20 protein-coding genes are annotated in these 19,815 nt (G+C 30.9%); 1 reads left to right on the top strand and 19 read right to left on the bottom strand.

The genetic code is table 11. From position 1 onward, the window contains the following. Positions 1-112: 112 nt before the first annotated feature. The 3 genes from CPJCM30710_RS14585 to CPJCM30710_RS14575 all read right to left on the bottom strand — a co-directional run bounded on the left by CPJCM30710_RS14585 (position 113) and on the right by CPJCM30710_RS14575 (position 3,950). Positions 113-1,033: an AEC family transporter gene (locus CPJCM30710_RS14585; RefSeq protein WP_212904902.1), complete on the bottom strand. Its 921-nt coding sequence runs from the start codon at positions 1,031-1,033 to the stop codon at positions 113-115. Positions 1,034-1,387: 354 nt separating this feature from the next. Next, a complete protein-coding gene (locus tag CPJCM30710_RS14580; protein ID WP_212904901.1) occupies positions 1,388-2,545 on the bottom strand; it encodes an aldo/keto reductase in 1,158 nt (385 codons plus the stop codon). 226 nt (positions 2,546-2,771) lie between these two features. Continuing rightward, the gene (locus tag CPJCM30710_RS14575; RefSeq protein WP_212904900.1) at positions 2,772-3,950 is read right to left on the bottom strand and encodes an iron-containing alcohol dehydrogenase; all 1,179 of its coding nucleotides are present in this window, start codon (positions 3,948-3,950) and stop codon (positions 2,772-2,774) included. Between the two features lie 148 nt (positions 3,951-4,098). On the opposite strand from CPJCM30710_RS14575, the gene CPJCM30710_RS14570 reads away from it, so the two are divergent. Beyond that, positions 4,099-4,506 carry a winged helix-turn-helix transcriptional regulator gene (locus tag CPJCM30710_RS14570; RefSeq protein WP_212904899.1) on the top strand — a complete coding sequence of 136 codons (408 nt, stop codon included), beginning with the start codon at positions 4,099-4,101 and terminating at the stop codon, positions 4,504-4,506. Positions 4,507-4,796: 290 nt separating this feature from the next. Here the strand turns inward: CPJCM30710_RS14570 and CPJCM30710_RS14565 are convergent, their stop codons facing one another. The 16 genes from CPJCM30710_RS14565 to CPJCM30710_RS14490 all read right to left on the bottom strand — a co-directional run bounded on the left by CPJCM30710_RS14565 (position 4,797) and on the right by CPJCM30710_RS14490 (position 19,775). After that, on the bottom strand, positions 4,797-5,657 hold the full coding sequence (locus tag CPJCM30710_RS14565) for a DMT family transporter (protein ID WP_212904898.1): 861 nt from the start codon (positions 5,655-5,657) through the stop codon (positions 4,797-4,799). Positions 5,658-5,814: 157 nt separating this feature from the next. Then, positions 5,815-6,561 carry an SDR family oxidoreductase gene (locus CPJCM30710_RS14560; RefSeq protein ID WP_212904897.1) on the bottom strand — a complete coding sequence of 249 codons (747 nt, stop codon included), beginning with the start codon at positions 6,559-6,561 and terminating at the stop codon, positions 5,815-5,817. Positions 6,562-6,956: 395 nt separating this feature from the next. Beyond that, a complete protein-coding gene (locus tag CPJCM30710_RS14555) occupies positions 6,957-7,856 on the bottom strand; it encodes an ROK family protein (protein ID WP_212904896.1) in 900 nt (299 codons plus the stop codon). Between the two features lie 42 nt (positions 7,857-7,898). Further along, positions 7,899-8,240, bottom strand: a complete 342-nt coding sequence (locus tag CPJCM30710_RS14550) for a Lin0368 family putative glycerol transporter subunit (protein WP_212904895.1) — start codon at positions 8,238-8,240, stop codon at positions 7,899-7,901. A 308-nt stretch (positions 8,241-8,548) separates the two neighbouring features. Then, positions 8,549-8,935, bottom strand: a complete 387-nt coding sequence (locus CPJCM30710_RS14545) for a Lin0368 family putative glycerol transporter subunit (protein WP_212904894.1) — start codon at positions 8,933-8,935, stop codon at positions 8,549-8,551. A 136-nt stretch (positions 8,936-9,071) separates the two neighbouring features. Continuing rightward, a complete protein-coding gene (locus CPJCM30710_RS14540) occupies positions 9,072-9,878 on the bottom strand; it encodes a glycoside hydrolase family 1 protein (protein ID WP_212904908.1) in 807 nt (268 codons plus the stop codon). Between the two features lie 84 nt (positions 9,879-9,962). Next, positions 9,963-11,276 carry a PTS sugar transporter subunit IIC gene (locus tag CPJCM30710_RS14535; protein WP_246503550.1) on the bottom strand — a complete coding sequence of 438 codons (1,314 nt, stop codon included), beginning with the start codon at positions 11,274-11,276 and terminating at the stop codon, positions 9,963-9,965. Between the two features lie 50 nt (positions 11,277-11,326). Then, on the bottom strand, positions 11,327-12,733 hold the full coding sequence (locus CPJCM30710_RS14530) for a GH1 family beta-glucosidase (RefSeq protein ID WP_212904892.1): 1,407 nt from the start codon (positions 12,731-12,733) through the stop codon (positions 11,327-11,329). A gap of 197 nt (positions 12,734-12,930) precedes the next feature. Next, positions 12,931-14,361 (bottom strand): 6-phospho-beta-glucosidase, encoded by a 1,431-nt coding sequence (locus tag CPJCM30710_RS14525; protein WP_212904891.1) that lies wholly within the window; start codon positions 14,359-14,361, stop codon positions 12,931-12,933. Between the two features lie 165 nt (positions 14,362-14,526). Continuing rightward, positions 14,527-14,835, bottom strand: coding sequence for a PTS sugar transporter subunit IIB (locus tag CPJCM30710_RS14520; protein WP_212904890.1), 309 nt, complete (start codon positions 14,833-14,835; stop codon positions 14,527-14,529). A 100-nt stretch (positions 14,836-14,935) separates the two neighbouring features. Then, positions 14,936-15,283 carry a PTS lactose/cellobiose transporter subunit IIA gene (locus tag CPJCM30710_RS14515; RefSeq protein WP_212904889.1) on the bottom strand — a complete coding sequence of 116 codons (348 nt, stop codon included), beginning with the start codon at positions 15,281-15,283 and terminating at the stop codon, positions 14,936-14,938. Positions 15,284-15,629: 346 nt separating this feature from the next. Next, a complete protein-coding gene (locus tag CPJCM30710_RS14510; protein ID WP_212904888.1) occupies positions 15,630-16,478 on the bottom strand; it encodes a Cof-type HAD-IIB family hydrolase in 849 nt (282 codons plus the stop codon). Positions 16,479-16,723: 245 nt separating this feature from the next. Further along, positions 16,724-16,999 carry a SemiSWEET transporter gene (locus CPJCM30710_RS14505; protein ID WP_212904887.1) on the bottom strand — a complete coding sequence of 92 codons (276 nt, stop codon included), beginning with the start codon at positions 16,997-16,999 and terminating at the stop codon, positions 16,724-16,726. Positions 17,000-17,225: 226 nt separating this feature from the next. Then, complete coding sequence (locus tag CPJCM30710_RS14500; RefSeq protein WP_212904886.1) at positions 17,226-18,560, bottom strand: PTS sugar transporter subunit IIC; 1,335 nt, start codon at positions 18,558-18,560, stop codon at positions 17,226-17,228. 460 nt (positions 18,561-19,020) lie between these two features. Beyond that, on the bottom strand, positions 19,021-19,329 hold the full coding sequence (locus CPJCM30710_RS14495) for a PTS sugar transporter subunit IIB (protein ID WP_212904885.1): 309 nt from the start codon (positions 19,327-19,329) through the stop codon (positions 19,021-19,023). 83 nt (positions 19,330-19,412) lie between these two features. Next, a complete protein-coding gene (locus tag CPJCM30710_RS14490) occupies positions 19,413-19,775 on the bottom strand; it encodes a PTS lactose/cellobiose transporter subunit IIA (protein ID WP_212904884.1) in 363 nt (120 codons plus the stop codon). Positions 19,776-19,815 lie beyond the last annotated feature (40 nt).

The raw sequence follows: 19,815 nt of genomic DNA, 5'->3' as shown, positions 1-19,815 counted from the left end.
AAATTGGTAGCTTCTTTCCTGCCTAATATATTAGTTGCTTGTCCGATATTTTCATCATCTCTTGTAAATCCAAAATATCAAATATACAATCATATAAATATAAGTCATATAACTAAATCTTACCTGAAACCAAAAAAACTATAAAAGAGACTGTAATAGGACTAATAATAGTTGAAAGAAATACTGCCTGCGATGCAAAATCTGGTTCACTATCATATTGTATAGCAAGTAGTACTGAATTTACTGCAGTAGGAGCTGCTGATGAAATAATTGCAACTTCAGCTGCTATTCCTTTTAATCCTAAAATCAATACTATACCATATGCTATAAGCGGACTTATAATTAATCGTATAAAATTTGAAAGATATACCTTAGGTATTTTTAAAGTACATTTTGTTTCAGCAAGCTGTGCTCCAAGTGAAATCAAAGCAATAGGAACCATTGAATCTCCAAGTGAATCCATTGCATTCCATATAGGAGGCCATACTGTTATGTTCAAACTTCTTAATATTAAAGCTAAAATAATACTATAAATCATAGGTACTTTCAGTATTTCCAGAACGCCTTCTTTTACACTTTTATTACCTGAACTGATACTGTAAATTCCTACTGTATTTGTTACTATATTTTGAACGGTCATTATAAGTATTTGAACAGATAACGCAAGAGGGTTATTATATAAGAGCTGAACAAGCGGAAGGCAGTAATTACCACTATTATAAAGACAAACAGAATTAGTAAAAGCACTTGAAATAGACTTTTTGTATTTGAACAGTTTACATACTACATAACTCAAAACATAAAGTAATATAAATAAAACAATACTATGTAAGGAAACTTTAATAACTATGTCTTGATTAAGTTTAGTATCATACATTTTAACAAATAACAAGGCTGGTATAATTAAATAAAACTGTATCTGAGCAAGAGTACTTATACTAAAGTTTATAAATTTTTTAACTCCATAACCTAACAAAATTTGAATAAATATAGGTAGTATTATATTTGTTAAGATAAATATAAAATAATTCATTTAATTCTCTCCCTTATACTAATTTCCATATATAATTAAATTTTAAGGGGAGAATATTTTATTCCCCCCTTAAAAAATCAAATAATAATGTTAGTAACTAAATCTAAAGGAATATTTATTATATTTAAGATAATTTTCTTAATAATCCATTTCCTTCATTAAATTTATTATATTTCTCTACAAAGATCTTTTCAATTGTAATAAAACAAAATTGTACCAGTACAGTAAATTTACCCATACTATAGATACTTTATAATTTATTAATAATACTAGCAATAAATGCTGCAGCATATTCTCCTTTTTCACTAGAAAAATGATCTTTAATAAACCTAAATAAAATTATTGTTTTAGATTTTATTCAAAAAATGCTTTAACATTCTTTAACTGTTGACGAATCTGAATGTTTTGTGGACAATGGCTTTCACATTTACCACATTCTACACATTTTGATGCTCTCTGCTCAGGTTTGAGAGAGTAATATCTAGCCTTAAGCTGTTCCGACGTCTTTGGAGTAACAAATGAATGATACTCATTGTAGTATGCAAAATTCTTAGGAATATTTACACCTACAGGACAAGGCATGCAGTACTCACAAGCTGTACAATTAACTTTCATTCTTTCCTTAAAAATGGTCTTAACTTGATCAATAATTCCTAATTCCTTTTCTGTTAACGAATTCGCATGAGCTTCACTAGCTGTTTTTATATTTTCTATAACATTATTCATTGTATTCATACCGCTTAATACTACTGATACTTCTGGATGATTCCACACCCATCTTAGAGCCCATCCTGCTGGCGATCTTTTCACATCCGCTCCATTGAAAGCCTCTTCAACTACCGCTGGAAGATTATTAACAATCTTTCCTCCTCTAAGTGGCTCCATAATTGCAACACCTAGACCTTTTTTAGCAGCATACTCTAAACCTTCTTTTCCAGCTTGATAATTTTCATCTAAATAGTTGTACTGAATTTGACAGAAGGACCAATCATAATAATCTACTATTTCTTTAAACACATCAATCTTATCGTGGAATGAAAATCCTGCATGCTTTATTCTTCCATCTTTCAATGCCTGATCTAGAAATTCATTGATTCCCAATTCTTTCAGATTAGACCATGTTTTATACTCTAATGCATGCACTAAATAAAAATCTATTGAATCTGTCTCAAGACGCTCTAATTGCTCATTTAAATATTTATCCATGTCCTCTCTTGTTTTTATCAACCAGCTAGGAAGTTTAGTAGCTATCTTAACACGCTCTCTGTATCCATCTTTCAATGCTTTAGCAACAAAAGGTTCACTTTCTCCACCCTTACCCATCCCAGTACCATGATAAGGATAGGCTGTATCTATATAGTTTACTCCTTCGTCAATTGCATAACGAATCATCTTTATTGCTTTTTCTTCATCAATTTTAGTTGTATCTCCACCAATAATAGGAAGTCTCATACATCCAAACCCTAAGACTGAAACCATTTCATTTGTCTTTCCATACTTTCTATATAACAAAATAATCACTCCCTTTGAAAAATCATCACTTCTTATTTATAATTTTTTTCACACATGAAACACCTAATATCTACGCACGCTTGTGCAACATATACATCTATTTTATATCTTCCCATTTAATCAATTGTATAATAATAACCTAAAAGGGCTATTTTAAAAGCCCTTTTAGTTATCCATTATTAGCTCCAATTTTTACTTTTTTCATAAAAATCGGTCCTTTTAAAACTTATTTATATGCTTTATACATAATTTCTACTGTTTCTTTAAGTGATAGAGTATATGGATCTACCTCAAATAATCCTCCCATAGTTCTACGAGCATTCTCTGCAAGTACAGGGATATCTTCTTTTTCAATGCCATAACTTGACATTCTAAGATTATGTACACCACAATCTTCTTGAAGTTTAATTAATGCTTTTACAAATGACATAGGACGTTCTTCTTCTGGAAGAGAATCCACGTCAACACCCATAGCTTTTGCCATTGCTATAAATCTATCTGGTACTTTAGATGCAAAAAATGTGTAATATGCTTCTGATAGCATAATAAGTCCTGCACCATGTGGAAGCTTTGGATGATTAGCACTAAGAGCATGTTCCATAGAGTGTTCTGATGTACAGCTTGATGTAGATTCCACAAACCCAGAAAGGGTATTAGCTAAAGCTACTTGAGTACGAGCCTCTATGTTATTTCCGTCCTTTACACATATAGGTAAATAATTAGCTATTAATTCAATACTCTTAAGAGCATAAACATCACTAACTGGATTTGCTACATTTGCAATAAATCCTTCTGTTGAATGGAAAAGTGCATCAAACCCCTGATAAGCTGTAAGATGTTCAGGTACTGTTAGCATAAGTTCTGGATCAACAACCGATAATACTGGAAATGTATACTGACAACCAAAGCCTATTTTTTCATTGGTATCTTCTTTTGTTATAACTGTCCAAGGATCAGCCTCCGTACCAGTTCCAGCTGTTGTAGTTATAGCAACAATAGGCAGGGCACCATTTTCTACAGGCATTCCTTTTCCTGATCCACCACATATATAATCCCAATAGTCTCCAGGATTTTTTGCCATAACAGCAATACTTTTTGCTGAGTCAATACTACTGCCACCGCCAAGTCCTATTACAAAATCACAATTTTCTTTCTTTGCAAGATCTGCTCCTTCCATAACATGAGATTTAATAGGGTTAGGTAAGATTTTATCAAATAAAACGTATTCAATTTCTTTATTAGTTAAAATGCTTTCTAGACGATTTAGATATCCATTTTTTTTCACAGAATTTCCTGCAGAAATAACTATTAAAGCTTTTTTCCCTGGAAAAGTCTCATTTGCAAGTTCATTTAACTTACCAGGTCCAAATAAAATTTTTGTTGGCATATAATAATTAAAATTCATAAAAAATATCCCCCTCTAATTTTAGTAAATATTTTTATCCTAATTACAATTTATAGTATAATAAGTTGTGTTACTGCATACAAGAATGCACTTTATTGATATATAGTATCCTGTATGATACTAAACTGTATAAATTAGGAGGATATTTATGGATACGAAAAATAAAAAAGTAAAGGAAGCCACATGTGAAATTGAAGTAACCTTTGGTGTTATAGGCGGTAAGTGGAAACCCATAATCTTATGGCTTCTTGGAGAATTGGATACTTTAAGATTCGGACAACTTCAGCATTTAATACCAGATATAACACATAGAATATTAACAAAACAATTAAGAGAACTTGAAGAGGATAAATTAATAGAAAGAAAAGTATATCCTGAAGTTCCACCAAAAGTTGAGTATTCAATTACACCTAATGGTAAAGAAATCATTCCTATTCTTGAAATGATGTGTGATTGGGCTTATAAAAACAATTATTTTGGTTATGAGCTAAAATATAATTTATGTGAGGAAAACATAAAAGACGCTCTAATGCTACATAATAATTCAGACCAGTAAACTCCTACTACTTTAGAAATGTAGGCTTCTCGATCAATACTTCTAATGAAGCAAGTTTACCCAAGCTAACAAGGTCGTTATCATTTCGCGAATACCGATTTATACGGCTCAACTTTAGCACCTTGGATATTTTACGTAGGGAAAATGAACTTCGTTATCGCACTTTCGTATTTTCCCTACAACCTCATATATCCACTTATCAGAGAGCGTTTAATATTAGAATCATATGCAGATTCAGAAGTTTCTACAAAAAGTTACTTACTGCATTATATTTTATTTAGAGTTGCAAATTACTTTGATAATTTTACACTTGTAACAACCATACCAAGCAAAATGAATATGCAACCTAACATTGTACCCCCAGATAGTATATCCCCAATAAATACTGAAAAAATTGCACTAAATACCGGTTCTCCCAAATATATTATTGAAGCGTGGGTAGGATCTGTTTCCGGCTGCATCTTGTTCATAATAACCATACCTAGTGAAGTAGAAAAAATTGAGGTGCATAATAGTACAACTATAGATCTTATGTTTAAAGCAATTCTAAACTCTTCTACTGAAATGGCTGGAAATAGACCAAGTATTCCTACAATAGCGAGCTCCAGTATAGTTATAAGTATAGGGTCTACTTCATCAGCATATTTATCAACCAAAATTATCTGCATTGAAAAAGCCACTGCACACAGAATAGTAAGAAGATCTCCAATATTTAATCCACTCGTCCCATTTAATCCATTTATTGACATTGAAAACAAACCTGCAACGGACAGTGTCACCCCTATAATAGTCCTTTTATTAGGAAGCTTTTTATAAAAAATCGCTAATATTATAGGTACAAAAACTGAATAAAGTCCTGTTATAAATGCAGATTTACTTGGAGTTGTATAAACCATTCCAATAACTTGAAGGGCAATTCCTGTAAACATATAAAATGAAATAATTAGAGCTATTTTTAAAGTATTCTTATTTATAAGCTTAAACTTTTTATAAAATAGAATGCCTAGTATTAAAGCTGCAATTATACTCCTTATAGTCATAAAAGTATATGGCCCACAGTCCTTCAAAGCTAAGCTTGTTAATGGATAGCCTATCCCCCACACAAATGTGGCAAGTACTAGTAATAATTCGGCTTTTAATTTTTTCGTCATACAATTTGCTCCTATGCTAATAACATTACTTACTTAAACTGATTTAATCCTTTCTGACCTTTTCTTAAATACATTTCATTAATTATCACAGCTTGCTTGTCCTAAATATAAATAAGTTTAATTAAATCAATGTCTATATAATTTTTTTCAAAGAGTTCTATTCAACGTAAATCATTTTTTTAGTCATTCCACCATCAATAACTATATTTTGACCATTAATAAAATCATTATTTTCATCTGTTAGAAATAAGCATGCTCTAGCTATATCTTCAGGTTTTCCAACTCTTAAAGAAGGGTGCTGCTTATGATCTTCTTCCTTTAAATTTTCATAATTTGAATTTTGAATCCAACCTGGACTTATAGCATTAACTGTTATCTTTTCTTCGCTTAAGGAAATCGCAAGTGCATGAGTTAAAGATACTATCCCTCCTTTAGATGCAGCATAAGCTTCTGTATTGGGTTCAGACATAAGATACCTAGTAGAGGAAACATTTATTATCCTGCCATAATTGGTACCTTTGTTATATTTTGAAAATTGTTGTGAAGCAAAAAATACACTTCTTAAGTTAACATTAATTACTTCATCCCAATCTTCAATTGTTACCTCATATAATGATTTAAATCTACCTATTCCTGCATTATTAATAAGAATATCTATTTTTTTATATTTTGATATAATGACTTCAAACATCTTTTTAATTTCTTCAACACTCTTTAAATCAATCTTATAGAAAAATGCATTATATCCCTGACTTATACATTCTTTTTCCAAGCTTAAACCATTTTCGATATTGATATCCGCTAGTATAACTGCAGCTCCTGCCTTTAAATATTCTCTACTTATAGCTTTACCAATTCCATTAGCTGCCCCTGTTACTAAAACAACTTTATTAGTATAATTCATCTTCTTCTCCCTCTTTCAATTTTATTAGTATAATCATTTTTTAATAAAAAGAACCTTCTTATAATTTTATTTAGCTTATAAGCCTAGATAAATAACTTTATAATTAAATTTATACTTCTAAAAAGCACAGCACACTAAACAAAAAAGTTTAGTGTGCTATTCATTGACAAAATACTTTTAAAATTGAGTTGTTTTTTACCATCTACTATTTTAGTATAATAAGTTCTGTTATATTCAACAAGAATGCACTTTATTGATATATAGTATCCTATATGATACTGAGGGTTATATAGATTACTATGATATTTACAAATGATAAAAGTAAAAATTTAAAGAAAGTCGCATGTGAAGTCAGAATAATCCGTGGTGTTATAGTAAAAGTAATATTCACTGCACTATTTCATTCTTACATTAATAACTGCTCCTAAAATATTAGCATCATTAGTATACTTACATGGTCTAATCTCTGTGGTAATAGGATTAATGTCAAAGAAATAGTCAGTACATAGCTTAGAAAATTGTTCTTTTAATAATTCAATAAACCATTGTTCCTCTGATATTCCTCCACCTATACAAATGACTTCGGGATTATAAAAAACAGCTATGGTTAATACTTGAACTGACATGTTATATATCCATTCTCTTACTGCCAACGTAGCTATTTCATCTCCAGCTAAATATTTTTTAGTAATTTCCTCTCCATATTTCACTGCATTTTCATCACTGACTTTACTATTATACATTTTAATTAATCCAGTCATGCAAGCATAGTTTCCCTGTCTATCAATAGAGTTGTTTCTAAAATCAATAAATGGTAAGTGATGAAACTCCCCTGCAAATCCATCCTTTCCATAAATAACACCTTCTTTATTGCAAACACATCCTCCAGTGCCTGTCCCAATAATTAAGAACGCTGAACTCTCTGTACTTTTTGCATTACCTATTTTTAGTTCACAAAGACCTGCGGACTTAGCATCATTAATTGTAGCAACCTTTTTATTTGTTCTTTTAAAAACTTCCTCATTAACATTAGTACCATACATTATTTGAACATTAAGTGCAGCATAGGATTTTATATTAGACATTTCATCGATTAACCCTGGTGCACTAATTCCAATGGTATTAACCTTACTTATATCTTTACCCTTTGAGCACAAATAATCATAAAACTCATCTTTAGTGTTAAATTTAATTGTAGGAACCTTCCACTTTTCAATTATATTATATTCCTCATCTACTAAAGCATATTTAATAAAGGTTCCTCCTATATCAATGCCTAAATTATATTTACTCATGTTATTACCTATTTAACCTTTCTATAAAATTCTGAATACCCTTTACATATTTAATGATAGAATAAAACCTCCCAAAACACCACCGACAACTGCTGCAAATATATTAACTATTGATTTTCCTATTTTCCCTCCAGAAACAACTGAAGCTGTAAATATACCTATTGCTGCTGCCCATGCCATATCAATCCAAACTGGCCCTGTTTGTTGAATTAAATGGTTTTCTATTCCATGATTAATTGCCCATATTGTACCTACTATAACTATTGACGCAAAAAAACCTCCAGCTACGCCCCCAACTTTAACCATTCTTCCCCACATCATTCTTATTATAAATGGAAATAAAAATCCTCCACACATTGTGAGTATTGCTGATTTGGTACCCATCATAACACCTCTTTTTATTCCGTAAAGTTAGTAAAGATAAACAACTTCAATTCTTAATCAATTCATGTTAAATAAAATTTAATAGGCATCGAGCCTATTAAATTTTAGCCAGATTTCACTTTGTGAAATGGCAGCAAAATAGCCTCGACATGCAATGCTTTTTCTAGGATATACAAGTTCAATCCTTAGCGAATTTTAGAAAATAGTCTCGGCATTCAATACTTTTTCTAAAATTCTTAATTTAATATGAACTTGTATAGCATGAATTATACATTCAGTTATAAAGTTGTATATCTATATTTAAGAACTCAAGCTGCAAAATTCGAATCATTTTCTTCAATTATTTTTTTGTGCATATCCTTTTCAATTAACCCTACAACTACACCACCTATAACGGCACCAATTGATATACAAATAAATGTTGGTAAGGAACTTACAAATGCACCTACTCCATGAACAAATGTATCTCTCATTACAATACAAATAGCTATTCCTAAACCCATATCAATAAATGCTGCATCCTCTTCATTTTCTATCAATCCCACGTAGTGATTCATAAACCACATAGATCCAGTAAGAACAAATGCTGCAATCCATCCTCCAATAATACCAAAACTATTTGTAAAAATGCTCCATCCAGTATTAAGAACTATTCCTGATATAGAGAATCCAAGCATACCTCTTAAAAATTTCACAAAATCCTCCCCTTTTATAAGCTACCGATCTCTTAAAACTATTTGATATATCAGTATTTTAGTTGCATTCTCTAGTAGTAAATAATTTCATGTCTTAGTCAACTTAGTTACGAAGTTGTTTATCTATAACTTATTTTTAATATTCTAAATCTTTACCATTTGTAGCAATTACTTTCTTGAACCATTCAAAACTCTTTTTCCTATACCTCTTTAAATCTTTTAAATCTGTTTCATCACGATTTACATATATAAATCCATATCGTTTTTTCATTTCACCCTGAGAACTTAAGATATCAGTTGAACCCCACGTTAAATAGCCAATAACCTCTACTCCCTCTTCCATAGATAACTTCATTTGTTCAATGTGTTGTTTTAGGTACTCCATACGATAGTCATCTTCAACCGTATAGTTTTCATTTAATTCTTCTTGAACCCCAATTCCATTTTCCGTAATAAATATAGGAGTTTTATAACGTGCATAAATGTCATTTAATGCTATTCTTAAACCTATTGGATCAATAGCCCAACCCCATTCATTTATCTTTAGATAAGGATTAGTTGTTATACCTGGAATTATTGATTTTTCTGATTCATCTGTATACTTAACAACTTTGCTTTGATAATAACTAAACGTTAAATAGTCTACTGTATTTTCTTTGAGTAATTCAACATGACCTTTTTCAAATACTGGCATAATATTTTTATTAGTTAACTTATGTGTAATAGATGCTGGATACTCACCTTTTGCATATACATCAAAATAAAGATCATTAAAAAGTTCTTTTACTTGTTGATTTGCTAATACATCTTCTGGTTTACATGTTGCAGGATATGTTGTAAGGTATGTTACCATTCCACCCATTTTAGCGTCTGGAGCTAAATCATGTAGGGCTTTTGTAGCTTTAGCGTGAGCAATAAATGCATTATGACATACTTGAAATATTAACCCAACCTCCCTCTTTTAGATAAACACAACCTTTAGAGAGATGTTGGGTTAAATAACTAACTAAATATTTAAATTATACATCTATGCTGCTTCAGCTTCTTGTTCTTGTTGTAAATTAATAGAATCTTGTTTCTTAAAGAATGGGAAGTATATTGCTGTAGCCATTGCTATTATAATTATTTGCAACAACGCAGCTCTCCATCCGCCAACAATAAAACCTGATATTACTGCCGGTGTAGTCCATGGTACCTGTACTCCTGCGAAAGGTGCAACTAATCCCATCTTTATAGAAAAATAAGTAAGTAAAGCTGAACAAGTTGGTGCTGCTATAAATGGAACAAACATAATTGGATTCATTACTATAGGGAATCCAAATATAACAGGCTCATTGATATTGAAAAGACCTGGTATTAATGCCATTTTACCCAAGCTCTTAGATTGTGCTGATCTTCCAACAAGAAGCATTGCAAGCACAAGTCCTAAAGTTAATCCTGAACCTCCAAAGATTAAAAATTGATCTTGAAATTGTTGTGTTACTATATGTGCTCCATTTGCAACGGATAAACTACCTGTTTGACTAAGCATTTCTTGATTAGACAATAAGTTTGCAAGTAATAATGATTGCATTACACCACCAATTAAGTTTGAACCATGCACCCCAAACCACCAAAAAAATGGAATAAGTGCTCCAATAACCAATGCTCCTGCTAAAGAATCTGTCGCTCCTTGTAATGGAGTTTGTAATACTGTATATATCCATTCAATAAATGTTTGGTTTGCTGCTACTTTAAATAAAATATAAACTAAAAATGCACAAAATATAACCGCAGCCCCTGGTATTAAAGTTGTAAATGCATTAGCAACCCCTTGAGGTACACTTTCTGGCATCTTGATTTTTATATTGTTATTTAAAAACCATGAATACACAGCTCCTACAAATAAACCTATAAGTATAGCAGTAACTAAACCTTTACCACCAGTCCAATCTTTTGGTATAACGTTCGCAATAGTAACACCACTTTTACTGTCTGTAACAAATGCATTAGTAGTAGTTAAAAAACATACCAAAGCCATTACAGCAGCTCCCAGCGGTTCATGACCTTCATTTTTAACGTAAGTGTAAGCTATGCCCATAGTAGCAACTATAGCCATAATATTAAATGTTGCTCCATAAACTTGAAATAAAGGATCTGTCCAACCTGGACCAAAAACACTTGCCATCCAATTGTTAAAAGCAGGTATAGGTAATTGTGCTAATAATAAATACGCTGCACCAATTATTGATAGCGGCATTATAAACAGTAAACCATCCTTAAGTGCTATAAGTCCCTTCATATTCACAAATTTCATTACCGCTGGTATTACTTTCTCACTAATTTTTTGTGTTCCCCCCATAAGTATCCCCCTCATCACAAATTATATTGTAGTTATATAATTACCTGTAACTATATATTTTCTCCTCTTTCTTCAATAACCTTTTTGTACCAATGACCAGATAACTTTATCTTTCTATTTAAATTATTTTTATGATCCACATAAATAAATCCATATTGCTTTTTATATCCATTTAACCAACTTAGTAAGTCCATTGCTGACCATGCATAGTAACCTTTAACATTAATACCTTCAGCTACTGCATATTTAAGCGCCCTTAGGTGTTCTTCAATATACTTTATTCTAGGTACATCTACTATTTCATCATCAATAATTGGATCTTCATCGCCTAAACCATTTTCTGTAATATAAATTTTTATATCACCATAATCAGCTTTAAGCATTCTTAAACCTTCTAAGAAACCGCTTGGTGAAATCTCCCATCCCCATTTAGTATAAACTTTGTCATCCATCTTAACTGTTTTATACACACCATCAAAAGATGCATTTCCAGGTGCTCCAGTGGAATCTTCCCTTGATTTTTCTTTTACTTCGAACACATCATTTTTCATAACCCTTTGTGGTTGATAATAGTTTAATCCAACAAAATCATTTTTAGGAGCTGCTGATTTTATTACATTCAACTCAGCTTCTGTCCAATCTGGAGTCCAATCTTTTTCGATTAATTGTTTAACAACATACTCAGGATATTGTCCCTTTAATACTGGGTCATAATACCAAGCAGTATTATACTGATTTGCATGATAAGTTGCCTGTTCATTTTCCGGATTATCATCTATACTAAATGCTGGTGAAAATACATGGGTAATACCTATTTCACCAAATTGTCTTAAGCTTTTATAATCTTCTACTGCTCTAGCATGTGCAGTAAATACATTATGTGTTGCTTGAAAATATTTTTTAGGATCATTTTTAATTCCTGGTGGATGTGCCCCAGCTAAATATCCTAAGCCACAAAAAACAATTGTTTCATTAAAAGTAATCCAGTGCTTTACTCTATCTCCAAATGCTTCAAAGCATACATTTGCATATTTTACAAAGGCATCAACGGTTCTTTTGCTTGTCCATCCACCACATTCTTCTAAATTCTGTGGTAAATCCCAATGATATAATGTAACAAAAGGAACAATTCCATACTTTAAACATTCATCTATTAAATTATTGTAAAACTCTATTCCTTTTGGATTTATTTCACCATCTCCATCTGGAATTATTCTTGGCCATGCAATAGAGAATCTATAGGATTCTAGTCCAATTTCAGCCATAAGCTTAATGTCTTCCTTGTATCTATGGTAATGATCTACTGCTACATCACCATTAGTTCCTTCGAAAGTCTTTCCAGGGATTTTTGAAAATACATCCCAGTTTGAGATCCCTTTTCCATCCTCATTCCATGCACCTTCTACTTGATAAGACGCTGAAGCAGCACCCAATAGAAAATCTTTTGCAAACTTCATTTTTACCTCCCCTTTAGTATAAAACTATACTATCTATTAATAATTTTGTTATCTAACGAAGCTTCATAAAATTTACAATTTATTATTATTTCATATAATACCTTTAATTATTATTTTCTATACTAATTAATATGAGTAGCAAGTTCTCACAGTATAAATTTCAAAGTCCACAAGAAGTAATTTAACATTTAATATATTTATATTTCTTCTCCATTAGATGAAATAACCTTCTTATACCAATCAAATGATTTCTTCCTAGATCTTTCTAATGTTCCATTTCCCTCATTATCCTTATCTACGTAAATAAATCCATAACGTTTTTTCATTTCTCCTGTTGTAAATGATACTAAATCAATGCATCCCCATGGAGTATATCCCATTAAATCAACACCATCTAATTCAATAGCTTTTTCCATTTCTTTAATATGTGCTCTTAAATAATCGATTCTGTATTCATCATTACATGAGCCATCTTCTTCCTTAACATCAATAGCACCAAATCCATTTTCTACAATAAACAAAGGTAATTCGTATCTTTCATATAAAACATTTAAAGAATATCTCAGTCCAACTGGGTCAATTTGCCATCCCCAATCACTTGCTTTGACATATGGATTCTTAACGCTGGCACTTAATCCCACAACTGAATTTTCATCAAGAGCATTAACACCTGATTTAACAGCATCAGACATATAATAACTGAAACCTAAGTAATCTACAGTTCCTTCAGCTAATATTTGAGTATCTTGCGATTCCATTTTTATGTTGTATCCTTTTCTAGCCCATTCTTTCAAAGCATATGATGAGTAGTGACCTCTGCAGTGAACATCAGCAAAGAAATAACGATCATGCATTGATTCAACTTGAAGCATCATATCATCTGGGTTACAAGAGAAAGGATAAATCGGAACGAATGAACACATACATCCGATCTTGAAATCAGGATTTATTTCGTGACCTTTCTTAACAACTAATGCACTTGCAACTAATTCATGGTGAACAGCTTGGTACATAACTTCTTCCCTGTTTTCACCTTCTTCAAAAAGTACGCCTGAACAAGTCCATGCAAATAATCCGTTAGCAGTATTTTTTTGGTTATTTATTTCGTTGAATGTCATCCAATACTTTACTTTGTTTTTATAACGTTCCATTACTGTAGTTGCATAGCGTACAAAGAAGTCAATAACTTTACGATTACGCCATCCACCATATTCTTTAGCTAAATGATATGGCATTTCAAAATGGCTTAATGTAATAACAGGCTCAATTCCATACTTTAACAATTCATCAAACATATCATCATAAAATTGTAACCCCTCTTCATTAGGTTCTAATTCATCACCTTTAGGGAAAATACGTGTCCATGCGATACTTGTTCTAAAACATTTAAAACCCATTTCTGCAAATAAAGCGATATCTTCTTTATAATGTCCATAAAAATCAATTGCTTCATGGTTAGGATAATTTTCACCTTGAACTATTCCATCAGTAATAACTCTTGGCACACCATGCGCCCCAGCAGTCATCACATCTGCTACACTAGGACCTTTTCCACCTTTATTCCATCCACCTTCTAATTGATGAGCAGCAACTGCCCCACCCCATAAGAAATCCTTATTAAAAGCCATAAACTCTCCTCCTAATTTAAAATATAAAAGTAATCATTCTTTAAATTATCTCATTAGATATTATTTAAGTATTAATATACGACGGCAGCTAATGTGCATTGAAAGTTTCTTAGTAGAGCTTTACTTTTTACACATGCTGCCATTAAATTTTGTTTTTATTCTTAACTATTTACCAGCCAATTTTAATGCAAAGGCTAAAACCTTTTCACCATTCATCATTCCATAATCAACTGTTGGAATCACAGCAACTGGAACTCCCTTTTCATCACATACCTTCTTTGCCTTTGGAAGTATATATCCAACTTGAGGTCCAAGTAACGCTACATTAAGTCCATCTAAATGTTTTGCCATTTGAGACTCTGGGTGAGCATCTATTTCTACCTCTATCCCCTTAACCTCAGCAGCCTTTCTCATTTTTGAAACTAACATACTAGTTGACATACCTGCAGCACAAAATAATGCAATTTTAGTCATATTATTTCCTCCCAACTTATATTTAATATTTTAAACTTTTATTTTTTTTACTAAAGAACACTTGATTTAATTTTTATTTGTTATATTAATTTGTTGCAATTTATTTTATTAAACTGTCATTCAATTCTTCTTTGTTTGACAGACATTTTACAATTTTAGTTAATTCAATAATCTCACTAATAAGGTTTTTCTCTGACATTGATGTCATTAAATGATCCTGTGCATGTACAAATAAAATTGAAACTTCTGTTTTATCTCCTGAAGCTTCTTTTTGTAATAATGATGTTTGTATATCATGAGCTTTGCCAATTGCATCATTAGCTTTCTCCATTAAAACCTCTACTTCATCAAATTCTCCATCCTTTGCTTTACTAAGTGCCTCATAAGCAAAAGCTTTAGCCTCTCCTGAATGTATAATTATGTTCATTACTATTTCTTCTAGATTCATTTTTACTGCCTCCCTAAATTCTATAAACTATTATATTTAAATTGTATTTTACACTAATTATTTATAGCAATTTCTGTGCCAAAACACTAATCAGTATACGTTTACTGTAATTATAGGGTAAACATCGCTAAACACCTTCGAAGTGTTTTTTAAAACATAGTAGTGTTTCGTTTAAACCTTCTTAGTGTTTTAATATTTTAATTAAAACATCTTAGTGTTTTAAAGGTTTAATTGAAACACTATATACTATACCTTAATAAATGTTATTGTATTTAACTATATTATTTATTAAATCAATATCAGATGATTGACGTTATCTAATTAATAATATATCGTTCTTTTAATTTTATTTAATAAAATCTACGTCTCTTAATATAAATTTATTTATAGCCTTTGCCACGCCTTCATTATCATTTAAATCTGTTACATAACCTGCTTTTTCCTTCACTATATCTATAGCATTTCCCATAGCTATTCCAAGACCAGCATACTCTATCATAGATAAATCATTTTCACTATCTCCTATAGTTATTACCTCTTCGTTTTTTAGATTATAATAGTTTGTCAAAATTTCTACAGCTCTTCCCTTAGAAACCCCTTTACATGTAATTTCAATATTATATTTTGACGAACTTACAACTTCAATATCTTTTATATTTTTAAGTTCACTTCTAATTTTTCTTAATTTATCTTCATTTTTATGATAAACTTCGCATTTAACTATGTTATTTTTTTCTCTATGCAAGATATTACTCCACTTATTGCTAAAACATATATATTCTAATTCTATTTTCTTACTCATTAGTCCCCTTAATTTAGCAGTGTAGTAATAACTAATAACTAAAAGATTTCCGCAGTATAATCTATGTGGAGTATAAAAAACAGGAGCTACATTATATTTGGTACAAATATTTAATATTTTTATAGATAAGCTTTCGTCAAGAACACTCTTATAAATAACCTCATCCTCATCTTTTTCTTTTATAACAGCTCCATTTGATGCAATAACTGGAGATCTTACCCCTATAAGATTAGAATAATGTTCAGCATCGGTATATATTCTACCAGTACTTATGACAATGTGAACTCCCTTATCATGTGTTTTCCTTAGAATTTCTTTCGTATATTCAGTAACTTTATGTCTACTATTTAAAAGTGTACCATCCATATCAATACAAACTAATTTATACTCCATGAATACTCTCCTACCTTTTATTTTCCACCCAATAATAAATACGCAAAAATATGCTGAAATTAAGACTATCACTCATGTATGTGATAGTCTCTGCTTATTACAATATTTAATATTATTATATTTTACTATAAAAACCTTTTCAATCACGATAAATCGAAACTGTATTAACACAGTTAGAAGATTTGTTACTATAAAAACTGCTTATGCATAATTAGTTAAACGTACAAAAAGTACAATTCTAATCTTTAATACTCTTCTTCTCCTCCTTTTTTCATATTGCCTATTTTATATATCAATATTATAAGTGCAAATATAAAAGTTATTATATTTGCTACTATAATTGCAATATCTTTTATAAATAAACCGTAAGATACCCAAAGTAATACCCCTGTTGTAAACATAGAATACATCCCAAATGATATTCCAGAAGTATCCTTTGTTTTTATTGTTTTTACTGCTTGTGGAATAAATGAAGACGTAGTAAGTATAGCAGCAATTATGCATAAAATTTTAAATAACATTTCTTTTCTCCTTACATAAATAATTTTATTATTTGTTTACAGTATCATTTAAATCACATTCATTTTTATGCTAAAGGTAAGCAACTTAAATCTTTAATCAATTGAGTTATGAAGTTGTTTATCTGTATCACTTCATAAAATTACACTTGAAATATTAACCCAACATTTCTCTTTGAAGTAATATAGCCTTTAGAGAAATGTTGGGTTGAAAAACTAAATATTTAAATTATGCTTCTAATGATGCTGCTACTTCTAACTCAGCTTGTTGTTCTTGTTCTAAATTCATAGCATCTTGTTTCTTAAAGAATGGGAAGTATATTGCTGCAGACATTGCTATTATAACTATTTGTAATAACGCAGCTTTCCATCCTCCAATAATAAAACCTGATATTACTGCTGGTGTAGTCCAAGGAACCTGTACTCCTGCGAAAGGTCCAACTAACCCCATTTTTACTGTAAAATAAGTAAGTAAAGCTGAACAAGTTGGTGCTGCTATAAATGGAATAAACATAAGTGGATTCATTACTATAGGGAATCCAAATATAACAGGCTCATTAATATTGAAAAGACCTGGTATTAAAGCCATTTTACCTAAACTCTTAGATTGCGCTGATTTTCCAGCAAATATCATTGCAAGCACAAGTCCAAAAGTTAATCCTGAACCTCCAAAGGTTAAAAATTGATCTTGGAACTGCTGAGTTACTACGTGTGCTCCATTTGCAACTGATAAACTACCTGTTTGGCTAAGCATTTCTTGATTAGCTAATAGGTTTGCAAGTAATAATGATTGCATTACACCACCAATAAGAGATGAACCATGTACACCAAACCACCAGAAGAATGGAATAAGTGCTCCGATAACCAATGCTCCTGCTAAAGAATCTGTCGCTCCTTGTAATGGAGTCTGTAATACTAAATATATCCATTCAATAAATGTTTTGTGTGCTACTACTTTAAATAAAATGTAAACTAAAAATGAACAAAATATAACTGCAGCACCTGGTATTAAAGTTGTAAATGCATTAGCAACACCCTGAGGTACACTTTCTGGCATCTTGATTTTTATATTGTTATTTAAAAACCATGAATAAACAGCTCCTACAAATAAACCTATAAGTATAGCAGTAACCAAACCTTGACCGCCAGTCCACTCTTTTGGAATTACATTTGTAATAGTAACACCACTTTTACTATCTGTAACAAATGCATTAGTAGTAGTTAAAAAACATACCAAAGCCATTACAGCAGCTCCTAGCGGCTCATGACCTTCATTTTTAACATAAGTGTAAGCTATACCCATTGTAGCAACTATAGCCATTATATTAAAAGTTGCTCCATACACTTGAAACAAAGGGTCTGTCCAACCTGGACCAAAAACACTTGCCATCCAATTGTTAAAAGCAGGTATAGGTAATTGTGCTAACAATAAATATATTGCACCAATTATTGATAGCGGCATTATAAACATTAAACCATCTTTAAGTGCTATGAGTCCTTTCATATTGACAAATTTCATTACCGCCGGTATTACTTTCTCACTAATTTTTTGTGATTCTCCCATACTATAGTCCTCCTCATAAATTTAGTAATTTCGTATAATTACAATATAACAGTTTGTAAACCTTTACTCGAAACTGAATACATTCTTATCTTTCTTCAATAACCTTGTTATAGATACACAACTTTATAACTGAATTTATAATTCATGAAAAAGCATTGCATATCGAGCTATTTGCCACCATTTGATAATGTGAAATCTGCGTCAAATTTAATAGGTTTCATGCCTACTAAATTTTACTTAACATGTATTATTTAAAAATTAAGTTTGTGTATCTTTATACCAATAACTAAATAAGCTTATCTTTCTACTGAAATTATTTCTGTAATATTATAGAACTATATAATACCTTTTATGAAAATTTATATACCTATTACTAGGGAGCTATGTTTATAGAAAATTCTTTTTAAAAGCTTTTACTTTTGACATATGCTCCCTTAGTTTTTAGCTTTTATACTATTAATTATTTGCCAGCTAATTTTAATGCAAATGCTAAAACCTTTTCACCATTCATCATTCCATAATCAACTGTTGGAATTACAGCAACTGGAACTCCCTTTTCATCACATGCCTTCTTTGCCTTTGGAAGCATATATCCAACCTGCGGCCCAAGTAAAGCTACATTAAGTCCGTCTAAATGTTTTGCCATTTGAGCCTCTGGATGAGCATCTATTTCTACTTCCATCCCCTTAGCTTCAGCAGCCTTTCTCATTTTTGAAACTAACATACTAGTTGACATACCTGCAGCACAAAATAATGCAATTTTAATCATATTATTTCCTCCCTACTTATCTTTAATATTTTAAATTTTTATTTTTTTACTAACTAATATTTGGTTTATTTTTTATTGCTATATTAATTTGTTGCAATTTCTTTTATTAAACTGTCATTCACTTCTGCTTTGTTTGATAAAAGTTTTACAGTTTTAGTTAATTCAATAATCTCATTAATGAGATTTTTTTCTGACATTGATGTCATTAAATGATCCTGTGCATGTACAAATAAAATTGAAACTTCTGTTTTATCTCCTGAAGCTTCTTTTTGTAGCAATGATGTTTGTATATCATGAGCTTTGCCAATTGCATCATTAGCTTTCTCCATTAAAACCTCTACTTCATCAAATTCTCCATTCTTTGCTTTACTAAGTGCCTCATAAGCAAAAGCTTTAGCCTCTCCTGAATATATAATTATATTCATTACTATTTCTTCTAAATTCATTTTTCTACCTCCCATAAAATTTGTTTATTATATATTTGAA

Origin of the sequence: Clostridium polyendosporum, from assembly GCF_018332455.1 — a bacterium.
Taxonomy (GTDB): Bacteria; Bacillota; Clostridia; order Clostridiales; family Clostridiaceae; genus Clostridium_AY; species Clostridium_AY polyendosporum.
Note: the sequence above shows the minus strand (reverse complement) of the source record. Positions and strands in the feature narration are given on the sequence as shown.